Origin of the sequence: Herbaspirillum sp. DW155 (genome assembly GCF_037076565.1) — a bacterium.
Classification (GTDB): domain Bacteria; phylum Pseudomonadota; class Gammaproteobacteria; order Burkholderiales; family Burkholderiaceae_D; genus Herbaspirillum.
Map to the genome: position 1 here is coordinate 1,391,955 of NZ_AP029028.1, position 15,934 is coordinate 1,407,888.

The following is a 15,934-nucleotide window of genomic DNA, read 5'->3' on the forward strand; positions in this document are numbered from 1 at the left end:
TGCTGGTTATTCAGCGATTTGTCAGTTTCCCGGCCTCCCCTGGAGGTGCCGCAGAGGCCTCCAGGGTGCTCATTTTATTGCGAGTAAATTTTTTTCAGACCTGCTGTCCCTGTCTATTTCAGGTAGTCCGGTCGCACGTAACCTTCAAATCGCTCATCCAGCGCCTTGCGATAGGTGGGTGAGCGGAAGGCGTCGCGCAGATCCTTGACGAAGGGCTTGTCCAGATCGGCGCTGCGTACCGCCACCACCATCAGGAAGGAGTCCGGCACGCTGGCCAGATGCAGCGCCTGGGTCAGTTTCAGGCCGGAGGCAATGGCGAAGGCGCCATTCACAAAAGCAAAATCCACATCCTCCAGCGCGCGCGGCATTTGCGCGGCTTCCAGGGCGATGAGCTTGACCTGCTTGATGTTGCTGACGATATCCCGTTCCGAGACGCGGGTCGGATTGGCTTGTTCATTGAGTTTGATCCAGCCGATCTCCTGCAACACCCCCAGCGCGCGCGCCATGTTGGTGGCGTCATTGGGCAGGGCCACCGTGGCACCCGGCCTGACCTCGGCCAGCGAGCGATGACGCTTGCTGTAGATGCCGATGGGGGCGGTCGGTACCTTGATCACTTCCGATAACTTCAGTTGATGATCCTGCGCGAAACGTTTGAGGTAGATCTCGTGCTGGAACAGGTTGGCATCGATATCACCATCGGCCAGCGCCATGTTGGGTCGTACGTAATCGGAAAATTCCACGATCTTGACCTTGTAGCCCTGCTTTTCCAACACCGGCACGACGCCGTAGCGCAGCTGATCGCTGTAGGGGCCGGAGGTGGCGCCCAGGCGCAGGGTGGTGTGGGCGGGATCGGCGGCCAGGGCGCCGCTGTGCAGCAGCGACCATGTGGACAAGGCGAGGGCGAACTGGCACAGCGTGTTGCGTAAGCGCGAAGGGGAATGCATGGTGAGCGACGAGGGCAAAGCCGCCATGATAGTCATCCTGCGCGCCGTGCCAACCATCTTTTGGCGATTTGCTTATGCGCGGCGCAGCCTCAGCGCTGATTTCCGGCGGAGGCATCGGGTGCGTGCTCTGTCGATGTCCTCACCGCGCGCGGCAGCTGGCAATCTTCCACCCGGTCGCGGCCCCTCTCCTTGGCGCGATACAGGGCGCGGTCGGCCCCGCCGAAGAGATCGTCGATGCGCATGCCGTTGCGCGGCACACAGCTCATCACACCGGCACTGATGGTGACCACGCCGGCGGCATTGCCCTGGTGCGGGATGGCCAGGGCGCGTACGCCATCGAGCACCTTCTGCGCGATGCGATGGGCGTTGTCCAGGTCGGTGTCGGGGAGCAGCAGCGCGAATTCCTCGCCGCCGTAACGCGCTGCCAGATCGCCGTGGCGGCGCTGCGCGCCGCGCAGGACGCGGGCGATGTCCTGCAGGCAGTAGTCGCCCTGGATATGGCCATACAGATCGTTGTACTTCTTGAAGTAATCGACATCGAACATCACCAGCGATAGCGGACTCTTGCTGCGGCTGGCGTTTTGCATGGCCAGTTGCAGCTGCTCATCCAGATAGCGCCGGTTGGGGATGCCGGTCATGCCATCGAGCATGGCTTGCGCCCGCAGGTTCTCGGTGAGCAGTTTCAGGGACAGGTTCTTCTTTTCGATTTCTTCCTCGGCGCGGTCACGCATGCGCACGGCGCGCAGCAGGTAGGCCGTCAACAGACTCACCAGCAGCACCGCCGAGACGATCAGCAGCAATTGCGCACGCTGCGCCTCGTGCCAGTCGGCCAGTATCTCCTCGTGCGCCAGGGCGGCCGTCACGAAGAGCGGATAGTCGGGCACGCGCGTGAAGTAGTTCAGGCGCAGCACGCCATCCTGGGCCGACTGGATCATGGCCCAGCCGGACTGGCGCTGCTGGGCGTGGTCGCGGTAGAGCGGCAGCGCGGCCATGCTCTGGCCCAGGGTGTCCGGGTTGTAGGGACGGCGCAGCAGCATGGTGCCGTCGGTGCTGGCCAGCACCAGCGAGCCTTGCTTGCCGATGTTGATTTCGTTGAACAGGCGCATGAAATGGTCCAGGCTCACCCCCACGCGGATGACGCCGGCCGGCTGGCCCCTATGCAGGCGCTGGTACGTGAGCGGAATGATCCAGCGGCCGGTGACGTTGCTGATGACGGGCGAGCCGATCTGCAGACCGGTGGCCTTGCCCGCGCTGCGCGGTTGCATGCGTGCCATGGCCGTCACCGCCTCGGTGCCCGGTACGCCGGACGGTTCAGGCTTGTCCGGCCAGCGCTGCAGCGTGCGACCCTGATCATCGATGATCAACAGGCTGTCCAGTTCGGGGAGGAGCTGGCTCTGCCGCGTGAGCATGTCCTGCACCAGGCGCTGCTGCTCGGCGGCCGGCAGGGCCGAATTGCCGTCGAGTTCGGCGATGCCCTGGAGCAGCAGGTCGGCGGCGCGAAAGCTCAGATTGACCTGTGTCGCCAGACCGGTGGCAATGTTGAGGGTGGCGGTCTCGCCGCTTTTGAGCGCCGCTTCACGGCTGCTGAGACTGCCACTGAGCAGCGCATAGCCGAACAGCGCGCTACCGAGGATGACCAGAACCAGCGAGGTGATCCTGACCTTGTTGTTGAGACGTTTGAGGGGCATGGCCTACTCCGGGTGACTTCTGGCGAGTCGTGTTAACCTGAAATCAAATTAATCAGATTCACCATTTGTATTTTAATGCAAATCGCTTTTGATTTCCTTTTTTGCAAGGTAAATCTCCGGGTGAAAGCGCGTGATGTTTGATATGGGTTAAGCCCGCTGTTGCTTTTGCGTGAGTCGGGAACAGTTGCTGCACAGAGCTTTTTCCTCGTGGAATGGCTGTTTCCGGGCATCAATGCTCACCATTGCTCCCCGCTGGATGATGACTTTGCTAACTGTGGCGCGGAAATGCAACGGCAAAGCGATTAAAAAATCATTTTTGTCGAATGCATTAAATAAATCGTTTATAGTCAGTTGGTTCCGGTGCTGGAGGGCGGGTGCAGGACGACGGGTTCTGGGGATGACTCAGGTATAAAACGATCAAGGGGGGCAGTATGAAAATCACGGATATCAAAATCAGCGTTCGGCTCGGCGCGTGCTTCGCGGCACTCATTGCAGTCATGTGTGTGATCGCGATGGTTGCGGTCAAGAATCTGGGGACGGTCAGCGCCGTCACGGATGAAATCGTCAATGATCGCTATGCCAAGGTGGCGCTGGGCAATCAGATCACCGATAAGGTCAATACGGCTGCGCGGGCGTTGCGCAATGCGATCATCGCCCCCGACCAGGCGACCACTGAAAAGTACCTGGAGCGCGCAGCCAATAGCACACGTGATGTCACCGAGCAGATGGCCGACCTGGAGAAGCGCCTCAATATGCCGCGCGCCCGGGAACTGTTTGAGAAACTCAAGGAGGCGCGCGCCGAATATGCCAAGCCGCGTAACAAGATACTCGAACTGCTGCGCCAGCAGAAAAAAACAGAAGCAGCAGATTTGCTCTTCAAGGAAGCGATTCCGGCTCAGGACAAGTATCTTGCTGCGCTCAAGGAGTTTGTCGGCTACCAGGTCTCGCTAATGGATCAAAGCGTTGTCAAGGGCAATGAAGTTTCTTCTAACGCTGTCAACACCGTGATCGTGCTTTCCGGTGTCGCCGTGCTGCTCTCGGTGCTGGCCGCCGTGTTGATCACGCGCTCCATCACCCGTCCGCTCAACCAGGCCGTGAACGTGGCTTCGGCCGTGGCAGAGGGCGACCTGACGGTACAGATCGACGATTCCTCCAAGGATGAAACCGGCGCGCTGCTGGCATCGCTCAAGGCCATGAATGCCAACCTGCATCGCATCGTCAGCGAAGTGCGCCAGGGTAGCGACACCATCAATACCGCGTCCGCTGAGATCGCCACCGGCAACCTGGATCTGTCCTCGCGCACCGAGCAGCAGGCCGGTGCACTGGAAGAAACCGCTTCGGCCATGGAGGAACTGACCTCCACCGTCAGGCAGAATGCCGACAATGCCCGCCAGGCCAATACCCTCGCCGCCAGCGCCTCGCAGGTAGCGCTCCAGGGTGGCAGCGTGGTCGGTGAAGTGGTACAGACCATGAGTCAGATCAACGATGCTTCCCGCAAGATCGTCGACATCATCAGCGTCATCGATGGCATCGCCTTCCAGACCAACATCCTGGCGTTGAACGCTGCCGTGGAAGCGGCACGGGCTGGCGAACAGGGCCGCGGCTTTGCGGTGGTGGCTTCCGAGGTGCGCACCCTGGCGCAGCGCAGTGCCGCTGCCGCCAAGGAAATCAAGACCCTGATCGACGCCTCGGTGGAGCGTGTGGATAGCGGCAGCCGTTTGGTGGCGCAGGCCGGCACCACCATGGATGAAGTGGTGGCCAGCGTCAAGCGCGTGACCGATGTGGTAGCAGAGATCACTGCGGCCAGCGGCGAACAGAGCGATGGCATCGAGCAGATCAACCAGGCCATCGTGCAGATGGATGAAGTGACCCAGCAGAACGCCGCACTGGTGGAAGAGGCCGCCGCCGCAGCCCGATCACTGCAGGACCAGTCGGGCCGCCTGGTGGAGACGGTCAGCATCTTCAAGCTCCATCGCCATGAAGTGCGTCCGGCCGTGGCCAGTGCCGCCCCGCGTACCGTGGACGTCACCCCGCGTGCGGCGGCCCTGCCGCGCAAGCCGGCCCCGAAGGTCAGCGCGCCGGCCAAGGTTTTGCCGCCCGCTCAGCCAGCCCTGAAGCCGGCAGTAGCCGATGGAGATTGGGAGCAGTTCTGACCCGCTCGATCTCCCCGCAAGGGCAAGCGTGAGCAAACAGCGCGTCCACCGGGCGCGCTGTTTTTTTTTGCGCGCCTCGAAGGAAGATGGCGGGCTCAGCTCAGCGTGATCCCTTTGAGGCGCGCCAGCTTTTGCAAGGCCTCTTCCAGCGGCAGGCGCGCTTGTCCGGCGGCGATGCGCAATGCGCGGTGCAGCGCGGCTTCTTCTTCGGAGTCGTCCTCGCACTGGCGACTGTAGCGCTCGAAGCCGGCCAGTGCCGTCAGCAGTTCGGCCAGGTGACGCGGGCATTCGCATTGCACGCGATCAGACTGGTCCGACACCGAAGCCAGGGCACTGTCGCTGAAGCGCGGTGCCGGTAGCCACTCTTCCTCGCTGGCGCTCTGGCTGGCTGCGGGTTCCATGCGCCTGACCAGTTCGCACAGCCATTCCACGTCGATTCCCTCCACCGTCTTGCGCACCACGCGGTGCCCGGCCTCGGTCAGGCGCGCCACCATGTCCGGCGCGCCGAAGCGATACAGGATCAGCACCGGCACCTGGATGAGGTCGCTGCGCAGGCGCTCCAGCCGGACATCGAGGTCGCTTTTCAAGACGGTGCTCTCCAGCACCAGCAGGTCGCCTTCGAAGTGGTTGGGATCGAGTTCGTCCAGCGTTTCCACCGCAGTGGTGACGCGCAGTTGCCGCTCGGCCAGCGCCTGGCCGAGCGCCTTGGTGGCGATCCACGGTCCGGCCAGGGCCAGCCGTGCGGGCGGTGCGGGATGGCGCTCCAGTGCGCCGGCGCCTGCTGCAGCGGCCGCGCCGCCCTCTGCTGAGAGGCCCTGCGCCAGGGCCTGCAAGTCCTGCGGAGCGAGTGCGGCCAGTTTGCCGATACGGTGCCCGGCATCCACCAGGGTCTTGATCCACACCAGCCGCTGCAGGTCTTCCTGCGAATACAGGCGCTGGCCGCCGCCGCTGTGCTGCGACGACGTGATGCCATAACGATGCTCCCAGGCACGCAGCGTCTCGACCGACATCCCCAACTGGCGGGCGACCGCACCGGGCCGCAGCAGCGGCAGGTCGGAGAGTTCCTCTGGCTCGGTAGGGGCCACGGTGGAAGAGGAGGTTTGCTTGATTGTTATTGTCACGTTTCCAATGAAAATTTTTTTGTAATGTACGGATATTTTTTGAATATACCCGCTCAGAGTCGTTGCAAATTAAATTTCTGCACGCTTTAAGCGAAATATTGCCGGCAGTTTTGGTGATTTTTGGCAGTATGTCACGCTTTTGTGCAAAGTGAGAACTCCTTATCAAAACAAGAATCGGCGCGATCTGTGAAGGAAAGCGTCGCCCTCCCGAGAAACCTTGCTGCTCCACCGGAAAGAATCGTCATGAAAATATCGGACCTGAAAATCGGCACCCGCCTGTATATCGGCTTCGGATTGGTCTCTGCCATCCTGGTCATCCTGGTCAGTGTGGCCTATTCCAATTTTGCACGGCTCGGTGTCGCCAACGACATGAGTGACCACAGCTACCAGGTGCGTGCGGAGATGCAGGCCATGCTGGAGAGCCTGGTCAACATGGAGACCGGGGCACGCGGCTTCGCCCTGACCGGTAATGAGGCATCGCTTGAACCCATGCAGCAGGGCCTGACCAGTTTCAAGGAGCACCTGGACAAAGCCCGACAGCTGACCCGCGACAATCCCGCCCAGCAGCAGCGCCTGCAGCAGGTGGCCGAGGCCGAGCAGCGCTGGGTGAGCAGCGCCATCGAACCGGCCCTGGCCCTGCGCCGCGCTGTGCGTGATGGCCGCGAAGACATGGGCAAGCTGGTGGCGTTCATTCAAGCCGGCCGGGGCAAGGCAGAGATGGACAACATGCGGGCCATCTTCGCCGAGATGGATCGCACCGAAAGCGTATTGCTGCAACAGCGCAACGAAGAGGCCGATGCGCTCGAAGCGCTGACCGGCAAGATCCTCATCCTGGGCGGCATGGTTTCGGTGCTGCTGTCCCTGCTGCTGGCCTGGTGGCTGGCCAACAACATCACCCGTCCGCTGGCGGTGGCCGTGAAGCTGGCGCGCCAGGTGGCCGGGGGCGATCTGAGCGCGCGCATCGAGGTGCGTTCGCGCGATGAGACCGGCGAACTGCTGAGCGCGCTCAAGGACATGAATGCCAGCCTGGTACGCATCGTGGCCGGCGTGCGCCGGGGCACCGACATGATCGCCACGGCCTCTTCGCAGATCGCCAGCGGCAACCTGGACTTGTCCTCGCGCACCGAGCAGCAGGCCAGTTCGCTCGAAGAAACTGCCTCCTCGATGGAAGAACTGACCTCCACCGTGCAGCAGAACAGCGCCAATGCGCGCGAGGCCAACCGCATGGCGCAGGTGGCCTCCGACATCGCCAGCAGCGGCGGCGGTGTGGTCAGCCGCGTGGTCGACACGATGGAAGAGATCAATGCCTCCGCGCGCAAGATCGTGGACATCATCAGCGTCATCGACGGTATCGCCTTCCAGACCAACATCCTGGCCTTGAATGCCGCCGTGGAGGCGGCCCGCGCCGGTGAGCAGGGACGCGGCTTTGCAGTGGTGGCCACCGAGGTGCGCAGCCTGGCACAGCGCTCGGCGGCCGCCGCCAAGGAAATCAAGGCCTTGATCAGCGATTCGGTCGCCAAGGTCGAATCCGGTAGCGTGCTGGTCAACGAAGCCGGCGCCACCATGCGCGAGATCGTCGAGAGCGTGCAACGGGTCACTGGCATGATCAACGAGATCAGCGCCGCCGGAGAAGAACAGCGCTCCGGCATCGAGCAGGTCAGCCAGGCGGTAGGCCAGATGGACCAGGTGACGCAGCAGAATGCGGCCCTGGTGGAACAAGCCGCTGCGGCCTCCCAGGCGCTGCAGGAACAGGCGCAGGAGCTGGCGCAGGCGGTCAGCGTTTTCCGCCTCGACGGGCAGTGCGCGCAGGATGCCGCCATCGAGGTCGCCGCTGCGGTGCCACTGGCCGAACCAATCACGCCCGTTGCCGTTGCACCAGCCTCGGTCAAGTCGCGCCTGGCGCCTCGCGAACCGCGTCTGGTGGCGCCTCTGCCCAGCCGGACCATGGCGGGCGCCTCCGATGAATGGGTTACTTTCTGAGCGCCACCACGTCATGCATGCAGACCTCCTCCCATTGACCGCCCCGCTGGCCGAACAGGAGCACCAGCGCCTGAGCGTACTCGATACCTATTGCGTACTCGATACCCAGCCCGACGTGCTGTGCGATCTGGTGACCGAACTTGCCGCCAGGCTTTTCGATACCGAGATTGCGTTGGTATCGCTGGTGGCCGAGAACCGCCAGTGGTTCAAATCCCGGCGCGGGCTGAAGGCGGCCGGCACGCCCCGTTCGCAATCCTTCTGCAGCCACGTGATCGAGCAGGAGCAGGTCATGGTGGTGCTCGATGCCACCCGGGACGAGCGCTTCGCCGGCAATCCCCTGGTCACCGGTGAACCGGGCATCCGCTTCTACGCCGGTGCGCCGCTGCAGGCGGCCGATGGCGTGCGGCTGGGAACGCTGTGCGTGATCGGCAAGTCGCCGCGCGTGCAGTTCAGCGCGGCGGACCGCGCCACGCTGGCGCAGCTGGCCGCCATCGTGATGGCGCGGCTGGAGATTCTGCGTGTTTCCAGTTACATCGACAGTCTCACTTCCTTGCCCAACCGCAGCCGCCTGCTGGCCGACCTGCAGGCCTTGCAGTCCGTGGGGTGCGGTGCCGAATCCCTGCCGCAGCGGCTCACGGCGGTGGTGGTCGATGTCTGTGACAGGGGCTATCTGGCCGACATGATCAAGGCACTGGGATGGGATTACGCCGAGGGCTTCCTGCTGCAGGCCAAGGAGCGCCTGCGCCAGGCGCTGGGCGAGATCGCGCTCTATCGCATCGGCACCACGGCCTTTGCCTACCTGGAGCGGCGCGACCTCTGGCAGCAGCAGGCGGAGCAGGTCGAGCGCAGTTTTGCAGAGACGCTGGAGTATCAGGGCATCCCGCACCGTCTGGAAATCTCCGTGGGCATCGTGCCGCTGGCGCAATGCGCCGATCTCGACGAACTGGTGCCGTCCCTGCTGACGGCGGCCGACATGGCGCGTGAGTCCGGCTCCCTGCAGTGCTGCTACGAGCAGCCGCTGGGACGTCTGCAGAAGCATTCCTTCGAACTGCTCTGGGCCATTCCGGCCGCATTGCAATCGGTGGACCAGTTGTGGCTGGAGTACCAGCCCAAGGTGGCGCTGGCCTCGGGCCAGTGCGCCGGGGTGGAGGCTTTGCTGCGCTGGCGCCATCCGGTGCATGGCGTGATTTCGCCGGCACTCTTCATTCCCCTGGCCGAGAAGACGGCATTGATTCGCCAGGTGAGCCTGTGGGTGCTGCAACATGGCATCGAACAGGCGGCCGCCTGGGCAGGCCAGGGGCGGGCCATTCCGGTGGCCATCAACGTATCGGCACGCGACTTCGACAACGACGATCTGGTGCAGACGCTGGCGGCGCAGTTGCGGCGGCATCGCATTCCGGCCAGCCTGATCGAGATCGAGTTCACCGAAAGCGCGATGAGCAAGAATCCCGAGAAACTCTACGGCAAGATCCAGGAGATCAAACGCCTGGGTGTGAAGGTGGCCATCGATGACTTCGGGGCGGGATTCAGCAATCTCAGCTATCTCAAGAACATCCCGGCCGATTACCTCAAGATCGACCAATCCTTCATCCGCACCATGGAAAGCAATTATTCCGACCAGCAGATCGTGCCCTCGATGATCCATCTCGGCCAGAAGCTGGGATTTGCGGTGGTGGCCGAAGGCGTGGAAACCGAGAAGTGCCGACGCATCCTGCATCACCTCGGTTGCGAGTACGGCCAGGGTTATGGCATTGCGCGGCCGATGTCGGCGGCTGATACCTGGGACTGGATCGCGGCACGCGACTGAGCCGCGTTCATCGACATGCCCGTGGCGGTATGCCCAGATAGCCGGACAGGCCGCGCACCAGCGCTTCGAACACCTTGCTGCAGCGAGGATGATGGCGCAGGTCTTCGTGCATCACCACCCAGGTTTCCAGCGGGACGCTGAACTGGCGCGGCAGCAGGCGGGTGAGCTGCGGGGTGCGCGCCGCCAGCGGCGCCTGGCAGATGCCGATGCCGGCCCCTGCGCGGATCAGGTTCAGCTGGGCCAGGTCGCTGTCGGTGCGCAGGGATAGCCTCGCCGGGTCCAGTTGCGGCCAGCGCTGCACCAGGGACCGCAGTGCCGGGCTCATGCTGTCCGGGCCGATCAGGGCATGGTGCTGTAGATCCTCCAGCGAGCGTGGCAGGCCATAACGTTTGATGTAGTCGCGCGCGGCATGCAGGCCGCACTCGACCGAGCCGATGCGGCGCGCGATCAGCCGCTCCTGGCGCGGCTGCACCATGCGCACGGCGATGTCGGCCTGGCGGTGCAGCAGGTCCTGCAGGCTGTTGCTGAGGACCAGTTCGATCTTCAGTTCGGGATGGCGATGCCGCAAGCTGGTCAGCATGGCCGGCAGCACTTCCATGCCCATCACTTCACTGGCCGTGATCCGGACGGTGCCGCTGATTTCCTTGCCATGATCCTGTGCACTGCGCTGTGCCGCTGCGGCGATGCTGGCCATGGCCCGGGCATGCGGCAGCAGCTCGCGCGCGGCATCGGTGGGCAGCAGGCCGGTCTGCGAGCGGGTGAACAGGCGAGTTCCCAGCGCGGCTTCCAGCGCCTGGATTTGCCGTCCCAGCGTCGGTTGGGCCAGATCCAGCACCCGCGCCGCCGCCGAGAGCGAGCCTTCGTTCATCACGTGGAGGAAGGAGCGCAGGAGCGTCCAGTCGAGATTTTCCATATGGTCCGCCTATGCATTTTTGCATGGCTGCCAGGCAACTCCATGCAATTTTGTTTTCCGGGATATTAACCGATGATGACGGCTCGTCAATCGCATCGGAGCACGGACATGCTGAAAGCAGATTCAATCACCCACAACGCCGACGTTGGCGCCGTCAATGGCGGCGTGCGCCGGGTACTGCGGGCGGAGGGCGCGCTGCTGCTGGTGGTGGCGGTGCTCGCCTATGCCCGCTGGGGCGAGGGATGGTCCTGGTTTTGCGCCACTTTCCTGCTGCCGGACCTCGCCCTGCTCGGCTACCTGGCCGGACCGCGTGCCGGGGCGCTGGCCTACAACGCTTCGCACAGCACGCTGGGCCCGTTGGGGTGCCTGTTGCTGGCAGGGGCAGGCGGTCCGCCTGTGCTGCTGCCGCTGGCCTTGATCTGGCTGGCGCATATCGGATTTGACCGTTCCCTGGGGTACGGCCTCAAGCGCAGCGAAGGTTTTGGTGCGACCCATCTGGGCCGCATCGGCCGACCCGGCAAGCCCCGCTGAGCCGCCTGCGGACTGGCGGAGAGGCTTGCACTGCGAATTGGCGAGGGGTATATTGCCGGGCAGAAATATAATTTTGGAGATTATCCGTGACAATCCGACCGGCCCCCCTCCCGTTGGCTTCGATCGCCATGCTGGTCTTGCTTCCCCTGACTCTGGGTGCGTGCAGCCGCTCGCCCAAGGAGCAACTGGCGTTCCAGCATGCCGAGGAGCAGTACCAGATCAACCAGCGCCATGCCGAACTGGAACGCAGCCGGCCTGAAGGTGAGGCGGCGCGGGACGATGGACGTAGCCGGGAGCGGTACTGATCCCGAACAGCAAGTTCATCAGCGATAGAGCGCGAGGGCTTGCGCGGCCCATGCGTTCAGGCTCATGCCGCGTGCCTCGGCCATCGTCGCTGCATGGGCATGGATTTCGGGTGAGACGCGCAGCATGAACTTGCCTGAAAACGGCTTTTGCGGTGCCCGGCCTACCTTGGCGCAGGCCTCCAGATAATCATCGACCGCCTCTTCGAAAGCGGCCCTCAGCGCAGCCACGGAATCGCCGTGGAATCCGACGACATCCTGGATGCCGGCGATGCGACCGATGAAGCTTTCGTCTTCGTCGCTGTATTCGATACGGGCTGCATAGCCCTTGTAGGTCATTGTTCCCATTCGCTCATTCCTTTCTCGGGGCCGTATCCTGCATTGAGCAGGAAGGTACGTGCATCGCGGATCTGATACGGCTTTGCATCTTTGGCGGGGTGCGGTCGGTGAAATGTTCCCACGACCTCTCCAATCATGAAGCGGACACGGGATCCGCGACCCTCGATAAGCTGCGCACCAATTGCCATGAAAAGCGCTTCGATCTGGCGCCACTCGAGCGAGCGCGGCAGCGGGTCGCTGAAGATGGCCAGAAGAGTTCTCCGGTGAATGCTTTTCATGGCGCGTGTTGATATCAAAAAATGATATCATGCCTGCGTAGTGTTTCCAAACAAGGCAGGCACCGCAACTCATCATCCGGTTTTCAATTTTTTCGATGAGGCGGCTGGCACAAGGCTTCCAGTGCCGACAGGTCGGCTCTGAGCACCAGTTGCCTGGCGATTGCCTCAAAGCCTGCACATTGCGGGTGCCGCTGCAACAGGCGCTCGCACCAGTCCAGCAAATCCGACACCGCGCCGATCTCGATGAGCGCCAGCGCTTGCCGCAGATCGTCTGGCGGCGGGCGCTGCAGCGGTGGTGCGGCGGCATCATCGCTGCCTGGGACCGGCTGTTTTTCCAGCGCCAGCAGCCGGCCGATGGTCTCCTGCAGTTCCAGGAAATTGACCGGCTTGAGCAGGCAGGCATCGAATTGTTCTCCTTCATCCTCGCCCCGTTCCGGTTGCAGCGTGGCCGACAACAGCAGTACCGGCACGCCCGGCAGATGCTGGCGCGCAGCCTGCAGCACGGCGTCGCCATGCAGACCCGGCAACTGGTAATCGGTCAGCACCAGCGCCACCACGGGGGCATCCTGCGCGGCGATGCGGGCGATGGCACTCTCGCCATCGGCATAGAGTTCCACCGCGAAGCCGACGCTGCCGAGCTGGTCGCCCAGCAGATGGGCGATGTCGGCGTGGTCTTCCACCACCAGCACCAGACGTCCCTCGCCGTCGATCAGGAGGCGCCCGCCGGCGTCTTCCGGGGCGTCATGGCGGGCGATGTCGTGTTCGCTGCCAATGGCCGCCGGCAGCCGCAGCGTCATCGTGGTGCCCTGGCCGGGCTGGCTGGACAGGGCCACCTGGCCGCCCATCTGCTGGATCCACTGGCGCACGATGGTCAGGCCCATCCCGATGCCCGGCTGCGAGCGATCCGCATGGGCGCGTTCGAAGGGCTCGAACACGCGCCTCTGGAAATGCAGCGGGATGCCGCAGCCGGTATCGCGCACCTGCATTTCCATCACACCCATACCGGACTGCGCCGAGGCCGGGTGCCACAGCACCTGCAACACGATGCGGCCGTCACGGGTGTACTTGGCAGCGTTGTCGAGCAGATTGCCGAGGATGCGCCGCACGCGCCGGGCATCCAGCGTGAGCACCGGCGGCAGCGTGGGCGCGACCTGCAGGCCGAAGGCATTGTGCTGGCGTTGCGCCAGCAGCGCGGCTTCCTGGCTGATCTCCTGCAACAGCGCGTGGACATAGACCGGTGCCGGTTGCGGCAGATCGGGACGATCACCGCGTGCGTAGTCGATCAGGTCGTTGACCATGGCCAGCATGTGGCGCGCACTGCGCACGATGATGCGGCCATGCCGCGCGCGTTCGTCGCCACCGGTCTGCAGCATGTCGGCAAAGCCGAGGATGGACGTCAACGGGGTACGCAGGTCATGGCTGATGCGGGTCAGGAAACCGGTCTTGGCACGGTTGGCCTGATCGGCCGCTTCCAGCGCTTCGCGCAGTTCGCGGGTGCGGGTCGCCACGGCTTGTTCCAGCTTCAGCTGCTCGCGCACCCGCATATAGAGCATGGCCCATTGCATCTGGTCATGCTTGCGGTGCAGTTCCAGCGCGCGGCCGATGACGACCACCGTGGTCAGGCACAGCAGACCCATCTGGAACAGCGCCGCAAAATGCCAGTCCGGCAGCAGGCTGCGATCCACCAGCCCGTTGAGTTCCAACAGCTTGAGCGACATGCCCAGCCAGGCCAGCGCAAACGATAGCGTCAGCAGCCGCGCATGCGCCAGTCCACGGCGCCAGCCATGCAGCATCGATGCCAGCCAGATCAGATAGGCCAGTCCACCTGCGGCATTGGCCAGCGGTGCGGTGATGCGGTAATCGCCCAGCGCCGTCCAGGCGATCACAGCCAGCAGCAGCGCCTGCATCGCCGTATAAACGATTTTCCAGACGTGCAGCCGGTGCAGCCCGACCAGCACGTAACTCATGCGCACGTAGAGCAGGGTGGCCAGGCAGCCGAGGGTGGCCGGCGCGCGCACGATCCATGCAGCGCCCTGCGCAAACAGGTACAGCTGGAGATAGCCCTGGAAGGCGCAGATGTAGGCCAGCGCCGTGACGATCCACGCGGCCATCAGCACGAAGCCGCGGTCACGCCAGGCAATGCCCTGGATCAGCGCATAGGCCACCAGCAACAGCGACACGCCCAGCACGAAGGCCTGGATCGCCAGTTCGCGTCCTTCTTCCTGGCGGAATGCGGCCGGTTCCCAGAGGGTGACGTTGAGATCGATGGCCGAGTCACCGGCGATGCGCAGCACCCACTGGCGTTGCTCGCCCGGTGCCAGCGTCAGCGGGAACATCGGAGTGCGGCTGACGATCTCGCGTTCGGAGAGCGGATGCAGGGTGCCGGCGTAGCGCGGCGTGACCTGGCTGCCTTGGCCGGAGGACTCTTCGGGTGGCAGCCAGTACAGCCGCACATCCTGCAGCCGCGCCGAGCCCAGCGCCAGCCAGCGGGTGACATGCTCGTCGCTGTCATTGCGGACCTGGCCGCGCAGCCAGAAGGCGCCGGTGCTGTAGCCCTCCTGCAGCATGGGGACGTCGATGTCCTGCCACTGTGTGCTGTGCAGTGCGGTGGCCAGTTGCTCGCTACCGGTTTGGTCGCGCAGGATGTGCACTTGTGGCGTGATGACCAGGCGCGTCGGGATGCCCGCCAGTTCGATGGTCGGGGGCAGCGGCACGGCCAGGGCCGGCGCGCTCAGCAGAGCACACAGCAACAGCCAGGGAAACAGCAGTGCTGCGCGCAGACATCCCATCGCAACGGATCAGCGGCGGAACTGACTGGGCGGCATCCCGAAGCGATCGCGGAAGGCCGTGGAAAAATTGGCCGTATTGCTGTAACCCAGGGCCAGCGCGATGGCGCCAATCTCGAGGGTGCTTTCGGAGAGCAGGCGGCGCGCTTCCTTCATCCGTTCCTCGCGCAGGAAATCGAACACGGTCACCCCGGCGCAATGCTTGAAGGCGCTCGACAGGCGGCGCGCATTGGTGCCCACGGCGGCGGCCAGGGCATTGAGGCCCAGCGGCTGGTCCAGCTTGTCCAGCATGAGCCGGCGCGCCGCCTGGAACAGCACCATGTCGAAGGTGCTGGAACCACCGTGTACGCCGGGCGACTGGTTGATCGGCGGCAGATCCGCATGCACGGGCGAGCGCAGATGCACGCACAGGCGCAGCCGTACTTCCTCGAAATCGAAGGGCTTGGTGATGTAATCGACGGCGCCCACGGTGAGGCCGTTGACTTTTTCTTCGGTGGACGCGGCCGCCGAGAGGAAGATCAGCGGAATGTTGCGCGTGGTGGAATTGGCCTTGAGCAGCCGGCAGCTGGTGAGCCCGTCATAGACCGGCATGCGGATGTCCATCAGGATCAGGTCCGGCCGCACGGTCTGCGCCTTGCGATAACCGTCTTGCCCATCCCTTGCCACATACAGCCGCGCGCCGTGGCGCAGCAGGAAATCCGACAGCAGCGTGCGGTCGTCCTCGGCGTCGTCGACGACCAGGATGCGCTGCCCCGCCAAAGGCCCGGCGTAGGCCGGGTGGAACGATTTGTAGACCATGTTTGCCTCATCAGAAATCTGTGCGACGTTACCGCGAAATGGGGATGAGACGAAGCGAAAAGGGCCGGGTGGAAAATATTTTTCCGGCCATCAAAACTATGCGATGGAGAGGCAAAACATTGATGAGTAAATCGTCGAAAAATTTCTATATCCCTATGCGAAGGGCTGTCTGAGTGCAGTGGATGTGTCTGTCATGGAGTTTCCGGATGAGCCAGGCGTGGAGACGGACTCGCCGCTTTTCCTCTTGAGACGAAGCTCAGGTTATCTGTAAAAACAATTTGTCAATTCAGGAAA

At 63.5% G+C, this 15,934-nt stretch carries 13 protein-coding genes; 5 read left to right on the top strand and 8 right to left on the bottom strand.

Annotated elements, in window-relative coordinates; all coding sequences use genetic code 11:
* Positions 1–113 precede the first annotated feature (113 nt).
* A complete protein-coding gene (locus tag AACH55_RS06270; RefSeq protein ID WP_338718567.1) occupies positions 114–971 on the bottom strand; it encodes a MetQ/NlpA family ABC transporter substrate-binding protein in 858 nt (285 codons plus the stop codon).
* Between the two features lie 62 nt (positions 972–1,033).
* Entirely contained in the window at positions 1,034–2,632 is a 1,599-nt protein-coding gene (locus tag AACH55_RS06275) for a diguanylate cyclase (protein ID WP_338718568.1), read from the bottom strand.
* A 431-nt stretch (positions 2,633–3,063) separates the two neighbouring features.
* Here AACH55_RS06275 and AACH55_RS06280 point away from each other — a divergent pair, with 431 nt between their 5' ends.
* On the top strand, positions 3,064–4,785 hold the full coding sequence (locus AACH55_RS06280) for a methyl-accepting chemotaxis protein (protein WP_338718570.1): 1,722 nt from the start codon (positions 3,064–3,066) through the stop codon (positions 4,783–4,785).
* Between the two features lie 95 nt (positions 4,786–4,880).
* Here the strand turns inward: AACH55_RS06280 and AACH55_RS06285 are convergent, their stop codons facing one another.
* A complete protein-coding gene (locus AACH55_RS06285; protein ID WP_338718572.1) occupies positions 4,881–5,906 on the bottom strand; it encodes a MerR family transcriptional regulator in 1,026 nt (341 codons plus the stop codon).
* A 243-nt stretch (positions 5,907–6,149) separates the two neighbouring features.
* Between AACH55_RS06285 and AACH55_RS06290 the strand changes: the two genes are divergently transcribed.
* Together AACH55_RS06290 and AACH55_RS06295 are read left to right on the top strand one after the other, a co-directional pair.
* Positions 6,150–7,886, top strand: a complete 1,737-nt coding sequence (locus AACH55_RS06290; protein ID WP_338718573.1) for a methyl-accepting chemotaxis protein — start codon at positions 6,150–6,152, stop codon at positions 7,884–7,886.
* 13 nt (positions 7,887–7,899) lie between these two features.
* Positions 7,900–9,693, top strand: a complete 1,794-nt coding sequence (locus AACH55_RS06295) for a GGDEF and EAL domain-containing protein (RefSeq protein ID WP_338718574.1) — start codon at positions 7,900–7,902, stop codon at positions 9,691–9,693.
* A gap of 7 nt (positions 9,694–9,700) precedes the next feature.
* Here AACH55_RS06295 and AACH55_RS06300 read toward each other — a convergent pair whose 3' ends face one another.
* Positions 9,701–10,606 (bottom strand): LysR family transcriptional regulator, encoded by a 906-nt coding sequence (locus AACH55_RS06300; RefSeq protein WP_338718575.1) that lies wholly within the window; start codon positions 10,604–10,606, stop codon positions 9,701–9,703.
* A gap of 108 nt (positions 10,607–10,714) precedes the next feature.
* On the opposite strand from AACH55_RS06300, the gene AACH55_RS06305 reads away from it, so the two are divergent.
* Together AACH55_RS06305 and AACH55_RS06310 are read left to right on the top strand one after the other, a co-directional pair.
* Positions 10,715–11,137 carry a DUF4260 domain-containing protein gene (locus AACH55_RS06305; protein ID WP_338718576.1) on the top strand — a complete coding sequence of 141 codons (423 nt, stop codon included), beginning with the start codon at positions 10,715–10,717 and terminating at the stop codon, positions 11,135–11,137.
* A gap of 86 nt (positions 11,138–11,223) precedes the next feature.
* Positions 11,224–11,442 carry a hypothetical protein gene (locus AACH55_RS06310; protein ID WP_338718578.1) on the top strand — a complete coding sequence of 73 codons (219 nt, stop codon included), beginning with the start codon at positions 11,224–11,226 and terminating at the stop codon, positions 11,440–11,442.
* An 18-nt stretch (positions 11,443–11,460) separates the two neighbouring features.
* Here the strand turns inward: AACH55_RS06310 and AACH55_RS06315 are convergent, their stop codons facing one another.
* From AACH55_RS06315 to AACH55_RS06330, 4 genes are all read right to left on the bottom strand, one after another.
* Positions 11,461–11,787: a type II toxin-antitoxin system HicB family antitoxin gene (locus tag AACH55_RS06315; RefSeq protein ID WP_338718579.1), complete on the bottom strand. Its 327-nt coding sequence runs from the start codon at positions 11,785–11,787 to the stop codon at positions 11,461–11,463.
* A complete protein-coding gene (locus AACH55_RS06320; RefSeq protein WP_338718580.1) occupies positions 11,775–12,056 on the bottom strand; it encodes a type II toxin-antitoxin system HicA family toxin in 282 nt (93 codons plus the stop codon). Before AACH55_RS06320 ends, AACH55_RS06315 begins: the two co-directional genes overlap by 13 nt.
* An 83-nt stretch (positions 12,057–12,139) precedes the next feature.
* A complete protein-coding gene (locus AACH55_RS06325; protein WP_338718581.1) occupies positions 12,140–14,845 on the bottom strand; it encodes a hybrid sensor histidine kinase/response regulator in 2,706 nt (901 codons plus the stop codon).
* A gap of 9 nt (positions 14,846–14,854) precedes the next feature.
* Complete coding sequence (locus AACH55_RS06330) at positions 14,855–15,640, bottom strand: response regulator (protein WP_338718583.1); 786 nt, start codon at positions 15,638–15,640, stop codon at positions 14,855–14,857.
* Positions 15,641–15,934: the final 294 nt, after the last annotated feature.

What these genes read in the sequence shown, in the direction of transcription:
- AACH55_RS06270 (WP_338718567.1), bottom strand. Translation starts at nt 971, where the DNA reads ATGGCGGCTTTGCCCTCGTCGCTCACCATGCATTCCCCTTCGCGCTTA.
- AACH55_RS06275 (WP_338718568.1), bottom strand. Translation starts at nt 2,632, where the DNA reads ATGCCCCTCAAACGTCTCAACAACAAGGTCAGGATCACCTCGCTGGTT.
- AACH55_RS06280 (WP_338718570.1), top strand. Translation starts at nt 3,064, where the DNA reads ATGAAAATCACGGATATCAAAATCAGCGTTCGGCTCGGCGCGTGCTTC.
- AACH55_RS06290 (WP_338718573.1), top strand. Translation starts at nt 6,150, where the DNA reads ATGAAAATATCGGACCTGAAAATCGGCACCCGCCTGTATATCGGCTTC.
- AACH55_RS06295 (WP_338718574.1), top strand. Translation starts at nt 7,900, where the DNA reads ATGCATGCAGACCTCCTCCCATTGACCGCCCCGCTGGCCGAACAGGAG.
- AACH55_RS06300 (WP_338718575.1), bottom strand. Translation starts at nt 10,606, where the DNA reads ATGGAAAATCTCGACTGGACGCTCCTGCGCTCCTTCCTCCACGTGATG.
- AACH55_RS06305 (WP_338718576.1), top strand. Translation starts at nt 10,715, where the DNA reads ATGCTGAAAGCAGATTCAATCACCCACAACGCCGACGTTGGCGCCGTC.
- AACH55_RS06315 (WP_338718579.1), bottom strand. Translation starts at nt 11,787, where the DNA reads ATGGGAACAATGACCTACAAGGGCTATGCAGCCCGTATCGAATACAGC.
- AACH55_RS06320 (WP_338718580.1), bottom strand. Translation starts at nt 12,056, where the DNA reads ATGAAAAGCATTCACCGGAGAACTCTTCTGGCCATCTTCAGCGACCCG.
- AACH55_RS06325 (WP_338718581.1), bottom strand. Translation starts at nt 14,845, where the DNA reads ATGGGATGTCTGCGCGCAGCACTGCTGTTTCCCTGGCTGTTGCTGTGT.
- AACH55_RS06330 (WP_338718583.1), bottom strand. Translation starts at nt 15,640, where the DNA reads ATGGTCTACAAATCGTTCCACCCGGCCTACGCCGGGCCTTTGGCGGGG.